This window comes from Streptomyces sp. NPDC088733 (genome assembly GCF_044751185.1).
GTDB lineage: Bacteria > Actinomycetota > Actinomycetes > Streptomycetales > Streptomycetaceae > Actinacidiphila.
In genome coordinates, this window is record NZ_JBIVLH010000040.1 from 36,314 (window position 1) to 49,901 (window position 13,588).

Genomic DNA, 13,588 nt, shown 5'->3' on the forward strand with positions numbered 1-13,588 from the left:
ATTCACCCGGCACTGACGGCACATCATCCATTCCGCAACGAATTCAAAGAGGTGCACGTGCATGAATCATGACGCCCTGGTCGCCGAGATGCGTGCTCTGCGGGACCAGGTGGTCGGCATCACCGACACCGTCGTGGCGGCCGTCGACGGTCTGCTGATCGCCGCCGACACCGAGGACGCCATCGACCCCAACGGCCTGGCCGCGCTGGCCGCCGCCAGTCTCGGGCTGTCCCAGCGGATCGCGTCCGCGGCCCTGCGCGGCTCCCTGCGCAGGACCGTGACCAGCAGCAGCGGTGGCTACACGGCCGTTTACGCGGTGGACGACACCGCCCTGCTGATCGTCGTGGGCGACGAGGGGATGAACGTCCCCCAGCTCCACCTGGAGGCCCGGACCGCCGTCGAGCGGATCGCGGCGATCCTCCTGCACACCGAACCAGCCCCCGAGTCCGCCGTCGAGCCCGCGCCCGACCCCGAGGGAGTCCTCGGATGACCCCCGAAGAAGGAGTGCTGTGAGCACCACCGGAAAGCGCCCGGCCACCAACATGGCCGATCAGATCATGATGCTGGTGAAGAGCCTGCGGCAGGAGGTTCCCGAGTGCCTCGCCGCCGGCGTGGTCGACATGGCGACCGGCATGCTGCTGTCCGTCGACACCGTCGACAGCCATCCCCCGGAGGTACTGGACCTGCTGGCCGCCGCGACCCTCGACCTGTTCCAGGGCCGTACGGTGGTGATGATCGAGGACGTCTTCAAGGAGCGCCGCGGGGTCACCACCGACCAGCACTACTTCCAGGAGATCCTCGTCAACAGCGAGAACCTCACGCACCTGTTCCTGCGCAACACGACCAGCGAGGACGTCGTCGCGGTCGTCGTCTGCCGTCGCTCGGTCAACGTGGGCATGCTCTTCGCCCAGGCGCGCCGTGTGATGAAGGAGCAGGGGGAGTTCTGAGCCCGGTCCGGCGGGTGCGGCGGGTCAGGCGGTGGCCCGCCGCACCAGCCGGGTCGGCGTGACGACGGAGGAGGGCGGCCGGCCGCCGTTGCCCGCTTCGGGGTGCCGGACCAGGCCGTGCAGCAGCAGCCGCACCATCAGCCGGCCCATCTCCTCGATCTCCTGGCGGACCGTGGTCAAAGGGGGGTCGGCGAGCGCGGCCACCGAGGCCATGTCGTCGAAGCCGACGACCGCCACGTCCTCCGGCACCCGGCGGCCGTGGTCGCGCAGCACGCGCAGCGCGCCGGTGGCCATGAGGTCGGAGGCGACGAAGACGGCGTCCAGGGCCGGGGCACGTTCCAGGAGTTCGGCCATGGCCCGCCCGCCGCCGCCCGCCGAGAAGTCGCCCACCGCGACCAGGTGCGGGTCGGCGGCCGGCAGCACGTCGCGGTAGCCGTCGAGGCGGTCGACGGACGCGGTCTGGTCGAGCGGTCCGGTGATGGTCGCGATGCGCGCGCGCCCCAGCGAGACCAGATGGCGCACGGCCTCCCGCGCGCCGCCTCGGTTGTCGGAGTCGACGTACAGTATCCCGCTGTCGCCGTCCGCCCCCGGCCAGCCGGGGCGGCCGCCGAAGACGGTGGGCAGGCCGATCCGGTGGATGATGCCCGGCAGCGGGTCCTCGGCGTGCAGGGAGAAGACCAGCGCGCCGTCGACGTGACCGCCCGACAGGTAGCGGCCGACCCGCTCGTAGTCGGCCGTGCCCTCCACCAGCAGCAGGACGAGCTGCGAGTCGTGGACGGCCAGTTCCCGGCTGATGCCGAGCAACTGCTCGGCGAAGAAGGGGTCGGCGAAGACCCGGGTCTCCGGTTCGGCCACGATGACGGCGACCGCCCCCGTCCGCCGGGTGACCAGGGAACGGGCTGCCTGGTTGGGCACGTACCCCAATTCCTCGACGGCGCGGCGGACCCTCTCGACCAGGACCTCTCGCACCCCGTTCCCGCCGTTCACCACGCGCGAGACCGTGGCCCGCGAGACGCCGGCGCGTTCGGCGACGGCTTCCAGCGTGGGGCGCGGCGTGGAGATCTGGTCGGGCAACGAAGGCTCCTCTCGGGACGGCACCAGCCTAGCCCTCCCCCTGGGAGGGCCGAGTGTCCTCCGCCCCAGCTCGCAGGCCCCGCCAACGATATGACGGTATGTCAGCGCACCGGGAAGCCGAAGGCGTACCCCTGCTGCTTCAGCCACGGCAGGACCTGGCGCAGCGCCTCCACGGTCTGGCCGCGGTCACCGCCCGCGTCGTGGAAGAGCACGGTCGGGCCGTTGGCTATCTCGTTCTTGACGGTGCCCACGAGCGCCGCCGTGCCGGGCTGCTTGAAGTCCTCGGAGTCCACGTTCCAGCCCAGCGGGCGCATTCCGCGGGACGCGGCGAGCTGACGGCTGTACGGGGTGAAGGCGCCGCCCGGGGCGCGGTAGTAGAGCGGTGCGACGCCGCCCGAGGCCTCGGTGATCATGCGCTCGGCGTCGAGGATCTCCTTGGCCTGATAGGTCCGCGACTTGGTGTTCATCGTCGTGTCGTGGGAGACGGAGTGGTCGCACAGCCGGTGCCCGGCGGCGACCACGGCCTTCACCAGATCGGGATGCGCCTGGGCCTGCGTGCCGACCATGCAGAAGGTCGCCTTCACGCCGTTGTCCTTCAGTACCTGGAGAACCTGCGGGGTCCAGGTGGGGTCGGGACCGTCGTCGATGGTGATGTTCACCCCGCGGGGGCCCTTGTCCGAGGCGTGCACGATGTCCATGTTGACGCGCGGGGCGGGGAGTTGCGGATCCGGGACGGAGGTCTGCCCCGGTATGGGGCGGGGCCTGGCCGGGGGCGCGGCGGTCGCGGAGGGCTTCGCGGTCGGGCGGGTCGCGGCCGCAGCCCGGTCACCGGCGGGCCCCGCCTGGGCGGCGGTCCACGCCGACACCGCCGCCGTCACGGAGACGACGCCGACCGCCGCCGCCAGCAGGCGCCCGTTCGTCCCCCGTATCCCGCTCCACACCATGTCCGCTCCACTCCCTGTGTCGTCCGTGCCGTCGTGCTCGTGCACAGGGGAGGACGGAGTCCGGGCCGTGCGGGATCCGCCTGTTACGGATCCCGGACGATTCCGCGGGGAGAAGGCGACGATCCGCGCGGCCGTCAGCCGGAGGTGCGGGCGACCCAGCCGCGTTCGTAGGCGTGCCAGCCCAGTTGGAGGCGGGTGGTGACATCGGCGATCTCCATCAGCCGCTTGACGCGGCGCTGGACCGTGCGCAGGCCGAGGTCGAGCTGCTTGGCGACGCTGGCGTCGGTGAGCCCGGCCAGCAGGAGCGAGAGGATCCGCAGGTCCATCGCGTCCGGCCCGTCGGGCGATTCCTCCTGCGCCGTGCCGCCGGGGACGAGGCGGATCGGCAGCGCCTCGCGCCACACGCTCTCGAAGAGCTCCATCAGCGAGTCCAGCAGGCCGCTGCCGTGCACGACCAGCGCCGCCGGTCCCGCCGAGTTGCGCCCCAGCGGAACCATCGCCAGGGAACGGTCCGCGACCACGAGCTTGGTCGGGACCCGGTCGACGACGCGCACCTCCTCCTCACGGCCGAGGGCGGCGGTGATCCCGGCCATGCCCTGGGGCCCGCTGATCACCTCCCGCTCGATGACCACGCGGAAGCGCACGCCCCGTTCGACGGCACGTTCCTCTGCGGTGTTCTCCGTGCCGCTGACGACCATCGGGCTGCCCGTGACCAGGGCGCAGACCTCCTTCTCCGCGCCGAGTTGGAGCTGCGCGAAGCGGTGCGCCACGGCGCTCGCACCGGTGACGACCTCCACCAGGTCGTGCACGGACGGCTCGGCCGCCTCGGCGCGGTACTCCTGCGCGAGCACGGCGGCGGCCATCTCCGCCTGCTCCAGACCGTGCCGCCGCTGGTTCAGCAGGGCGCCGAGCGCGACGCCGGGCGGCGCGGCCACCCAGCGGCCGGAGCCGGCCGAGGACTGCGCGACCAGCCCCTGCCGCTCCAGCCGCCTCAGGACCGCGACGGTCTCCTCGTCCGACCGCCCGAGCCGGTGCGCCAGGTCGACGACCTCGGCGGCCCCCAGCCCCACCAGGGCGCGGTAGGCCGCCTCCTGGGCATCGTCCAGGCCTATGGCGCCGAGCACGGGCACCCCTTTCTTTCTCCCGGGGCTCCCGGAGCCCGGCCGGGAGTTCCACCGCAACGGTCACGGACAACACGCGGAAGTGGCGGGAATGAGCCATGGCGTAATCCCGCCCGCCGACATCATCCCTGTTCGAACCCCTGTCCTGGCAAGGTGTCCCCACCGGATCGTCCGGCGTGCGGCCCGAGGAGGGGGCCGGCCGCCCGTCGGACCGCCGGCGTGCCCGAAGTCTGTTTCCCGGCGCGGGTCCGCGTGGACAATAGGGGCATGAGCCAGCAGGGGGAGACCGGCCGCCACCAGGAAGACGAGTGGTGGCGGCAGTTGTACGGAAGGCCCGACCCCGGGCCCGGCGGGACCGGTGGGCAGGACGACACCCTCGACGACCGCTACACGTCCGCGGTCGGCGCACTGGGCGACGACACGGAACCCGACCCGGGGCCGCCCGGCCCGGACGCGGCGGGGACCGAGTCCGACCCCCCGGACACCCTGCGGCTGCGCCGGCAGGCGCCGCCGCCCGCGGCGTCCGTCCCGCACTCCTGGCAGCAGCAGGGCCCGCAGGCGCCGGCGGCGCCCGACCCCCCGGGACTGCCGCCGGGCTGGGCACCCGCGGAACCCGCGGCCGGGGAGGGCGCGCCTGCCGCCCGGGTCCCGGAGGCCCGTACCGCACCCGGCACGCTCATACCGGGCCCGTCCGGCACGGAAGCCGCCTCCGCCTCCGCCGCCTCCGCCTCGGCGAGTCCTGCGAGTTCGGCAACTTCCGCGATCACGGTGCCCGACACCGCGTACCTCGGCGACGGCCCGCCCACCTACGCGCCCGAGCCGACCGCCTGGCCGCTCGCGGATCCCCGGGCGCTCGACGACCTCGTCCCCGACACCGTTCTGGACGGCGCCCAGTACGGCCTGCTGACGGTGCGTACGGCCGCCACGCGCGGCGACTCCGCCCGCTACCGGGGCGAACCGCGCCGCGACGCCGTCCTGACCGCGCGCTTCGGGGCGGGCGACGACGGCCTGCTGCTGTTCGCCGTCGCCACGGGCCCGCGGGCCTCCGCCGTCGCTCACCGCGCCGCCCGCGACGCCTGCCAGTGGATGGCCTCCGCCGTCGGCCGCAGCCACGCCCGCCTCGCGGAGGACATCCGCGCCTCGCGGCGCGGCTCCCTCAAGTCGGGGCTGCACCGCCTCACCGACCGCTGCTGCGGACGGCTGCGCGGCAAGGGCGAGGAACTGGGCCTGGATCCGGCCGAGTACGACGTGAGCCTGCGCTGCCTGCTGCTGCCCGTCGACCCGGAGTGCCGCATCCGGCTGTTCTTCGGCGTCGGCGACGGCGGGCTGTTCCGCATCCGCGGCGGTGAGTGGCAGAACCTGGAGCCCCTGGGGTCGGGGGAGCCGCCGGAGCCCGAGGACGGCCCGGCGGTGGACTTCCGCTTCCGCGCCTCCGTCGCCCGCTCCGGGGACACCCTGCTGCTGTGCAGCGCCGGCCTCGCCGATCCGCTGCGCGGCGAGCCGGCCCTCGTCGCGCACCTCTCGGAGCGCTGGGGCGCCGCCGAGCCGCCGGGGCTCCCGGCCTTCCTCGGCGACGCCCGCACCCGCGTCAAGGGCTACGCCGACGACCGCACCGTGGTGGCCGTCTGGGACGCCTGAGGCGTCGCCGGCGTCAGGCGCAGCGTCAGGATCTGGAAGGGGCGCAGGCTCACCGCGACGCCGTCCCCGGCGCGTGGTGCGTCGCGCTCCGGCCGCTCCAGCAGATCCGTGACGCGTGCCCCGGCCAGGGCGAAGCCGGGCACGAGCGTGCCCGAGGCCCGGCCGCCCCGCGACTCGTACAGGCGCACCACCACGTCCCCCGAGCGGTCGTCGGCGAGCTTGACCGACTCCACCGTGATCCCCGGGTGGCCGACACGTAGCGGCGGCCGGACGGACCCGGCCTGCGCGGCGGGACGCAGCGGCAGGTTGAGGGCGAGTCCCCCGGCGACCGCGTCGCCGACGGCGGCCCCGGGGAGCAGGGCGTAGGTGAAGCGGTGGGTGCCCTGGTCGGTCTCGGGGTCGGGGCTGTGCGGGGCACGCAGCAGGGTCAGCCGCACCGTCGTGTCCGTGCCGGAACGGGCCGCGTCGTGGCCGTACGTGGAGTCGTTGAGCAGGGCGATCCCGTAGCCGGGCTCCCCGACGTGCAGCCAGCGGTGGGCGCAGATCTCGAAACGGGCCGCGTCCCAGCTCGTGTTGGCGTGGGTCGGGCGGTGCACATGGCCGAACTGGATCTCGGCGGTGGAGCGATCGGCGAGCACGTCCAGCGGGAAGGCGGCCTTGAGCACCTTCTCCGACTCGTGCCAGTCGGCCTCCGTCACGACGTCCAGCCGCCCGCTTCCGGCCGTCAGCCGCAGCTCCTGCGTGATCCGGCTGGCGCCGAAGGCCCGGACGACACGGACCACGGCCCGCAGCGGGCCCTGCTCGACGAGCTCGACGGACTCGGCGTCCGTCAGATCGGTGACCTTGCGGCGGTAGTGGCGGTCGATGTCCCAGGCGTCCCACTTGTTGGGGTGGTCGGGGTGGAGCTGGAGCAGGTTGCCGCGCGCGCCCGGGGCCAGCACCTCCCGGTCCGCGGCCAGGTCGCGCACCGAGGACAGCAGGCCGTCGCCGTCGACACCGATCCGCAGCAGCCCGTTGTCCAGGACGATCAGGCCGCCCTCGTGCACGCCGGTGACCGGTGTGACGGGCGCGGACACGCCGACCGCGGCGCCCCCGAGCGCGGGCACCTCGACGGCCGCGGCGGCGCCGCCGTCCGGCAGCGGCTGCGTGACGGTGCCCGGCGGCAAAGCCTCCCGGGCCTGTGCCGTGAGCTCCACGACCTCGCTTCGCGCGTACGGGGAGGCGTTGAGGACGCCCGGTGCGCGGCCGGCGTCCGTGATGCCGGCGCCGGTGAGGGCGGTCACGGCACCCGCGACGATCCCCTCCAGTTCCTCGCGGACCCCGGCGTAGGTGTCGCGGGCCTCGCGGTGCACCCAGGCGATCGAGCTGCCCGGCAGGATGTCGTGGAACTGGTGCAGCAGCACCGTCTTCCACAACCGGTCCAGGTCCTCGTACGGATACGCGTACCCCTCCGGGTCGCGCAGGGCCGCCGCCGTGCACCACAACTCGGCCTCCCGCAGCAGGTGCTCGCTGCGCCGGTTGCCCTGCTTGGTCTTCGCCTGCGTGGTGTACGTGGCGCGGTGCAGCTCCAGGTACATCTCGCCGGACCAGACCGGGGCCCGGTCCCCGTACTCGGCCTCGGCGGCGGCGAAGAAGGCGGCGGGCTTCTCGATCTCCACCCGCGGCGAGCCCTCCAGGGAGCGCAGCCGGCGCGCCCGCTCCAGCATCTCCCGGGTGGGGCCGCCGCCGCCGTCGCCCCAGCCGAACGGCACCAGTGAGCGGGTGGCCCGGCCCTTCTCGGCGAAATTGCGGACCGCGTGGGCGAGTTCACGGCCGTCCAGCTGGGAGTTGTAGGTGTCGACGGGCGGGAAGTGGGTGAACACGCGGGTGCCGTCGATGCCCTCCCACCAGAAGGTGTGGTGCGGCATCCTGTTCGACTGGTTCCAGGACAGCTTCTGGGTGAGGAACCACCGCACCCCCGCCAGCCTGGCCAGCTGCGGGAACGCCGCGGTGTAGCCGAAGGAGTCCGGCAGCCAGATCTCTTCGGTCTCCACGCCCAGTTCGTCGAGGAAGAAGCGCTTGCCGTGGACGAGCTGCCGCGCCAGCGCCTCGCCGCCGGGCATGTTGGCGTCGGACTCCACCCACATCGAGCCGACCGGCGCCCAGTTGCCGGCCCGCACCGCCTGCTGGATGCGCTGCCACACCACCGGCTGGTGCTCCTTGACCCAGGCGTACTGCTGGGCCTGCGAGCAGGCGAAGACCAGCTCGGGGTAGTCCCGGGCGAGCGCGGTGACATTGGCGAACGTGCGCGACGCCTTGCGCACGGTCTCGCGCAGCGGCCACAGCCAGGCCGAGTCGATGTGCGCGTGGCCGGTCGCGGAGACCCGGTGCGCGCTGGCATGCGCGGGCCGGGACAGCGCCTCGGCGAGTTCGCCGCGGGCGGCGGCCGCGGTGCCCGCCACGTCGTGCAGGTCGAGGGCGTCGAGCGCGTCCTCCAGGGAGCGCAGGATCCCGTGCCGGCGGGGGTCGTGGAAGTCCAGTTCGTGCATGAGCCCTTCGAGGACCTCGATGTCCAGCACCAGGTGCCAGACGTCCTCGTCCAGGACGGCCAGCTCCGCGGTGTCAAAGCGGTACAGCGGCTCGCGGCCCGCCGTGCGCACGTCGCCGAGCGGGGTCGGCCGCCAGTCGCGCAGCACCGCCGGGTTCGCGGCGGCCTCCAGCAGCAGCCGCACCTGCTCGCCGCCCCGCGCCGGCGAGGCGACCGGGACATGGCGGTTGAGCGGATGGACGCCCTTCACCGGCGCGCCCTCGGCGTCGTACACCAGTCCCTCGGCGACGAAGCCCGGTCCGTCGCTGCCGAAGCCGGGGTCGATCACCGCCTCCACCCGGCGGCCCGCCCACCCGGCGGGGACGGTGCCCTCCAGACGGAACCAGCTGGTCGACCAGGGCGGCCCCCAGGGCGTGCCCGGGGCGAAGGGCTCGAAGGCACCGTCCGAGAGCGCCTTGAGCGCCTCCCCGACGGGCACCGGTTCGCCGTCCACATGCCACGCCGTCAGGGCGAGCGGCACCCGGTCGGCGTAGATCGCGGGCCTGATGAACTGGCCCATCGCCCTGGTCAGACGTCCCTCGACCAGCAGTCGGTCGTCGTGCATCTCAGCTCCTCAGGGGTCGGCTCACCGGATGGATTCCCCGTCAATGCGGCGCTGTCCCGTAACGCCCGGAAGACGGACGGGGTTTTCGGGGCATGAGAAAACTCGCGCGTCCCGGCGGACTCTCTCGGCGCAGGCTGCTCGGAGCCGCCGCCGCTCTCGCCCCTGCCACGATGACCTCGTCGCTGCCTCTGTCCGGTACGGCCGCTGCCGCCGCCCCCGACCCCTACGCGGGGCTCGGCCAGGAGGCCGTCACCGCCTTCCGCAGCGCCTGGGACGCCTACCGGCGCCTGGCCTGGGGCCGGGACGAGCTGCGCCCCCTCAGCGGTACGGGCTCCGACTTCTTCATCCAGGGCAGCACGCTCGGCCTGACGATCATCGAGGCGCTCGACACGCTCTACCTGATGGAACTGGACGACGAACTGGCCGCGGGCGTCCAGTGGGTCAAGAACGACCTCGTGCTCGACCAGGACGCCCCTGTCCAGGTGTTCGAGACGATCATCCGGCTGGTGGGCGGCCTGCTCTCCGGGCACCTGGCCACCAGGGACCCGGTCCTGCTCGACCGCGCACGCGACCTCGCCGACCGCCTGCTGCCCGCCTTCACCCGGTCGCCGACCGGGGCCCCCTACCGTTACGTCAATCTCTCCACCGGCGCCGTGAGCGGCAAGGAGAACAACCTCGCCGAGATCGGCACGTGCATCACCGAGTTCGGCGAGCTGTCCCGGCTCACCGGCGACCGGCGCTACTACGACGCAGCGAAGAAGGCGCTGCGCGCCGTCTACGACCGCCGCTCGCGGATCGACCTGGTCGGCACGGCGCTGAACATCGAGACCGGCGCGTGGACCGGCACCACCGCCACCCTCGACCCGCCCGTCGACTCCTTCTACGAGTACCTGTGGGACGGCTGGCAGCTGTACCGCGACCCGGACCTGCGGACCTGGTACAACACGCTCACCACGGGCGTCTTCCGCCACTTGGCCGAGCGGCGCGACGGCCGGCTCTGGTTCCGCCAGGCGGACATGACCACCGGGCGGACCATCAGCCGCTACCAGTCGGAGCTCACCGCCTTCTACGCCGGACTGCTCGCCCAGAGCGGCCGGATCGCCGACGGGGAGGCCTACCACGACAGCTGGACCGCGGTGCTCGCCGACCACCGCCTGCCCCCGGAGATGATCGACTACACCACCCTGCGGGCCGTCGACGCCTCGTACCCCCTGCGTCCCGAGTACGTCGACTCGTGCCTGTTCCTCTGGCTGATCACGAAGAAGGAGCGCTATCGCGCCCGGGCGCGCGACATGTTCCTGCGGCAGAAGAAGTACTGCAAGGTCCGCAACGGCTACACGGCGATCAGCGATGTGACGACGCGGCCGATGAAGCAGTCGGACCTCACCCCGGCGTACTGGTTCAGCGAGAACGCCAAGTACTACTACCTCCTGTTCGCCAAGGCCCGGCGCTTCGACTACGCCTCCAACTACCTGACCACGGAGGGCAACGTGCTGCGCGGGCTGCGCTGAGCGCGCTGACCGGGCTGACCGCGCTGTCGGTGTCCCGGTCAGCCGGTGACGACCACCTCCGCCTCGTGCCGGACGGGGAAGTTGACCGAACCGGCGATGAAGCAGAGCCGGTGGGCGTCCTCGTGCAGGGCGACGGCGGCGTCCACCATGGCGGCCGAGGCCACCTCCACCCGGGGCCGCAGCACGGCCTCGGTGAAGTGGCCGCCGCCGTCGCCGGTTTCCCGCAAGGTGGCCTCGGCGCGGTCGGTGTAGGCGGTGACGACCACTCCCGCGACGGTGCACACATGCAGGTAGGAGAGCATGTGGCACTGCGACAGGGCGGCCAGTTGGAGCTGTTCGGGATTCCAGCGGGCCGGGTCTCCGCGGAAGGCGGGGTCGGAGCTGCCCGGGATCACCGGCACCGGCAGCCCGGGCGCGGACACCTCGTGGTCCCGGCCGTAGGCCCGGTACGCGCTCGTCCCCGAGCCCCGGTTGCCGCTCCAGACGACCTCGGTGGTGTAGGTGTGGTGCTTGCTGATGTCGGGCACGGCTACCGCGTCCTCTCGTCCGTGTCGTTCCGCTCGGAGGCGGCGCGGGTGTCCGCCACGTGCTCGCGGGCGGCCGCGTGGGCCTCCGCCGCGCGGCCCGCGACGACGGCGGCGAGCAGACGGCGGTGCTGGGCGGCGACCTGCTCGGGGCGGTCCGGGGCGGCGAGGGAGAGACGGGTGGAGACCTGGATCTGGTCCCACAGCCGGTCCAGCGTGCCGGCCGCCACCGGGTTCGCGGACAGGTCGGCGATGCCGCTGTGGAAGCGACGGTTGTGCCGGACCGCCTCCTCCAGCCGCCCCGCCGCCGTCGCCTCCTCCGCCTGCGCCGCGACCTGCTCCAGCGCGGTCAGTCGGGCGGGTGCCAGCTCCCCGCGCCGCTGCCGTTCGGCGGCCAGTTCGGCCGTCAGGGCCTCCAGGGCGCCGCGCACCTGGTAGGCGTGGCGCAGCGCCTCCGGCCCGAGCTCGACCACGCTCACCCCCCGCCCCGCCGAGCGCACCAGTCCGTCCGCCACCAGCGCGCGGAACGCCTCGCGCACCGGCGTACGGCTCATGGCCAGCGCCGCCGCCGTCTCCAGCTCGGTCAGGCGCTGGCCGGGGGCGTACACCCCGTCCAGGATCAGTTCCCGCAGCCGCCGATGGGCGGTGTCCGTCTGCTGCACGGGAGCCACTGTATCCATTGCATGCAATGGATACAAGAGCGGAGCGTCCGCGGCTCATGACTGGAAGTGGCCACGCCGGGGCATGCATTGCGCGTAGATGTTCGACCCCGGAAGGGCGCGAGCTGCCGGAGCGGAGCCGATGGAACGTCAGCCTGCGCAGACGAGCGACCGGGAGGTCGGGGACACCGTCGAGGCGCGCCTCTTGCACCGTCCGCTCCAGCACGCCGACCTGCCGGCGGTGGCGGACGTCCGCAGGCTGCTGCGCGAGTCCTTGACGCACTGGGGCGTTCCCGCACTCGCCGACACCGCCGTCCTGCTCACCACCGAACTCGTCACCAACGCCCTGCGGCACACCGACCGGGGCGCCGTCCTCACCGCCACGCTGTCCACAGTGTCCATAATGTCCGCGGTGTCCACGGTGGCCACGCCCCCTGTGCCCCGACTGCGCGTGGAGGTACGGGACTTCACCACCCGCCATCCCCGGCTGCGCGCCCCCTCCACGCACGGGACCAGCGGGCGCGGCCTGCAACTCGTGCAGTCACTCGCCGACGCCTGGGGCGTCCGCGCCGAGGGGGACGGCTCCGGGAAGGTCGTGTGGTTCGAGCTGGACGCCGCGCCTTCCTGACGGGGCGTCATGTCCCAGGGGGCCGGGAACGGCACCGCCCCGGCCGGAAGTCCCGGGCCGGGGCAGTGACATGACGCGAGGAAACACGGGTGGGATCAGCCGTACTGACGCTCCAGGTCCGCCAGCTTGCGCTCCAGGGAGTCCAGCTTGGGCAGGGCCATGGTGTCGTCCTCGGCGGTGAGGTCGATCGTGGTGCGCCTGGCCTCTTCACGGACCGGCGACAGTGCCGGACGGGAGCGCGAGGACAGCTCTGCCTTCTCCGGCTCTATGGCAGGCTCCGCGGAGGCCTGCGTGCCGGCCGGGTTGGCGCTGGGCAGCTCGTACTTGCTGCCACCGCGGTTCCAGATGCGGTGCTGCCGGTTGATGGCCTTGATGCGCGCGCGCTCCAGCCGCTCGTGCTCGCGGCGGCGCATCGCCTCCTGGTCCTTGCGGACCCGCTCGTCGCGCACCTCCTCGACCGCCTCGTCCAGGGTGCGGACGTTCTCCAGCAGCATGAGGGACCAGGCGCCGTAGGTCTCGCGCGGGGCGCGGAGCCAGCGGATCATGCGGATCTGCGGCAGCGGGCGGGAGATGAGCCCCTGCTCGCGCAGGGCCGCGCGGCGGGTCTGCTTCAGTGCCCGGTCGAACAGGACGGCCGCGGAGAGCGACATGCCGGCGAAGAACTCCGGCGCGCCCGCGTGGTCGCCGCCGCGCGGGGCGTGCACCCAGTTGAACCAGGCCGCGGCGCCCGCGAACAGCCAGACCAGGATGCGCGAGCCGAGGGCCGCGTCGCCGTGGCTGGCCTCGCGGACCGCGAGGACGGAGCAGAACATCGCGGCACCGTCGAGACCGAACGGCACCAGGTACTCCCAGCCCCCGGTCAGGCCCAGGTTCTGCTGGCCGAAGCCCACCAGGCCGTGGAAGGACAGGGCCGCGGCGACCGAGGCGCAGCCGAAGAGCAGGACGTACGAGGCCGTGCCGTACAGGGCCTCCTTCTTGCGGCGCCGCTCCTCCGAGCGCTCCCAGGAGTCGCCCTGGGCAGCCTCGTCCTTGCGGGACTTGCGGTTGCGCAGGAACACCGCCGCGGCGGCGAGGAGCGCCACGCACGCGGCGCCCGAGAGCGTCCAGTCAAGCGTTATGTCCGAAAATCTCATACGCGCGATTCCTTGCGTCGCAGTACCGTCGCGCTCGGGCCGCGAGACGGCGTTCGCGCGACATCCTGGCGAACGCCTCGGACGCGTGAAGCGGTTTCGGGACAAGAGAACGCCAACGGAGTGGTGGCGTGGGGAGAGATCGACAGAATACTCGAACTGGCGAGCGTTCTTAGCCCAGTTGACCTAGGGTCCGTCTTCAAAGATCATCGGGTGGTGGATCATGGTGGGGTGATACGTCGCCATGAACTCACCGACCGGGAGTGGGAGTTGCTCGCTCC

At 73.0% G+C, this 13,588-nt stretch carries 12 protein-coding genes; 5 read left to right on the forward strand and 7 right to left on the reverse strand.

Going from position 1 to position 13,588, the window contains the following annotated elements; translation table 11 throughout:
• Window positions 1–61 precede the first annotated feature (61 nt).
• Window positions 62–490 (forward strand): roadblock/LC7 domain-containing protein, encoded by a 429-nt coding sequence (locus tag ACIP64_RS39500; RefSeq protein ID WP_401597128.1) that lies wholly within the window; start codon window positions 62–64, stop codon window positions 488–490.
• 67 nt (window positions 491–557) lie between these two features.
• Complete coding sequence (locus ACIP64_RS39505; RefSeq protein WP_360909197.1) at window positions 558–947, forward strand: hypothetical protein; 390 nt, start codon at window positions 558–560, stop codon at window positions 945–947.
• A 24-nt stretch (window positions 948–971) separates the two neighbouring features.
• On the opposite strand, the gene ACIP64_RS39510 is transcribed toward ACIP64_RS39505, so the two are convergent.
• The 3 genes from ACIP64_RS39510 to ACIP64_RS39520 form a co-directional block, all read right to left on the reverse strand.
• Window positions 972–2,021 carry a LacI family DNA-binding transcriptional regulator gene (locus ACIP64_RS39510; RefSeq protein ID WP_401597130.1) on the reverse strand — a complete coding sequence of 350 codons (1,050 nt, stop codon included), beginning with the start codon at window positions 2,019–2,021 and terminating at the stop codon, window positions 972–974.
• A 101-nt stretch (window positions 2,022–2,122) separates the two neighbouring features.
• Window positions 2,123–2,965, reverse strand: coding sequence for a polysaccharide deacetylase family protein (locus tag ACIP64_RS39515; protein ID WP_401597133.1), 843 nt, complete (start codon window positions 2,963–2,965; stop codon window positions 2,123–2,125).
• Window positions 2,966–3,099: 134 nt separating this feature from the next.
• On the reverse strand, window positions 3,100–4,089 hold the full coding sequence (locus ACIP64_RS39520) for a helix-turn-helix domain-containing protein (protein ID WP_401597135.1): 990 nt from the start codon (window positions 4,087–4,089) through the stop codon (window positions 3,100–3,102).
• 264 nt (window positions 4,090–4,353) lie between these two features.
• Between ACIP64_RS39520 and ACIP64_RS39525 the strand changes: the two genes are divergently transcribed.
• A complete protein-coding gene (locus tag ACIP64_RS39525; protein WP_401597138.1) occupies window positions 4,354–5,724 on the forward strand; it encodes a protein phosphatase 2C domain-containing protein in 1,371 nt (456 codons plus the stop codon).
• Here ACIP64_RS39525 and ACIP64_RS39530 read toward each other — a convergent pair.
• Window positions 5,682–8,855, reverse strand: a complete 3,174-nt coding sequence (locus ACIP64_RS39530) for an alpha-mannosidase (RefSeq protein ID WP_401597141.1) — start codon at window positions 8,853–8,855, stop codon at window positions 5,682–5,684. The two genes, ACIP64_RS39525 and ACIP64_RS39530, sit on opposite strands and share 43 nt — an antisense overlap.
• Window positions 8,856–8,947: 92 nt before the next feature.
• Between ACIP64_RS39530 and ACIP64_RS39535 the strand changes: the two genes are divergently transcribed.
• On the forward strand, window positions 8,948–10,366 hold the full coding sequence (locus ACIP64_RS39535) for a glycoside hydrolase family 47 protein (protein ID WP_401597144.1): 1,419 nt from the start codon (window positions 8,948–8,950) through the stop codon (window positions 10,364–10,366).
• Window positions 10,367–10,404: 38 nt separating this feature from the next.
• Here the strand turns inward: ACIP64_RS39535 and ACIP64_RS39540 are convergent, their stop codons facing one another.
• Window positions 10,405–10,893, reverse strand: a complete 489-nt coding sequence (locus ACIP64_RS39540; RefSeq protein ID WP_401597147.1) for an OsmC family protein — start codon at window positions 10,891–10,893, stop codon at window positions 10,405–10,407.
• A gap of 2 nt (window positions 10,894–10,895) precedes the next feature.
• Window positions 10,896–11,552 (reverse strand): GntR family transcriptional regulator, encoded by a 657-nt coding sequence (locus ACIP64_RS39545; RefSeq protein WP_401597150.1) that lies wholly within the window; start codon window positions 11,550–11,552, stop codon window positions 10,896–10,898.
• 139 nt (window positions 11,553–11,691) lie between these two features.
• Between ACIP64_RS39545 and ACIP64_RS39550 the strand changes: the two genes are divergently transcribed.
• Window positions 11,692–12,177: an ATP-binding protein gene (locus ACIP64_RS39550; RefSeq protein WP_401597153.1), complete on the forward strand. Its 486-nt coding sequence runs from the start codon at window positions 11,692–11,694 to the stop codon at window positions 12,175–12,177.
• Window positions 12,178–12,272: 95 nt separating this feature from the next.
• On the opposite strand, the gene ACIP64_RS39555 is transcribed toward ACIP64_RS39550, so the two are convergent.
• Entirely contained in the window at window positions 12,273–13,310 is a 1,038-nt protein-coding gene (locus ACIP64_RS39555; RefSeq protein ID WP_401597156.1) for a DUF2637 domain-containing protein, read from the reverse strand.
• Between the last annotated feature and the right edge of the window lie 278 nt (window positions 13,311–13,588).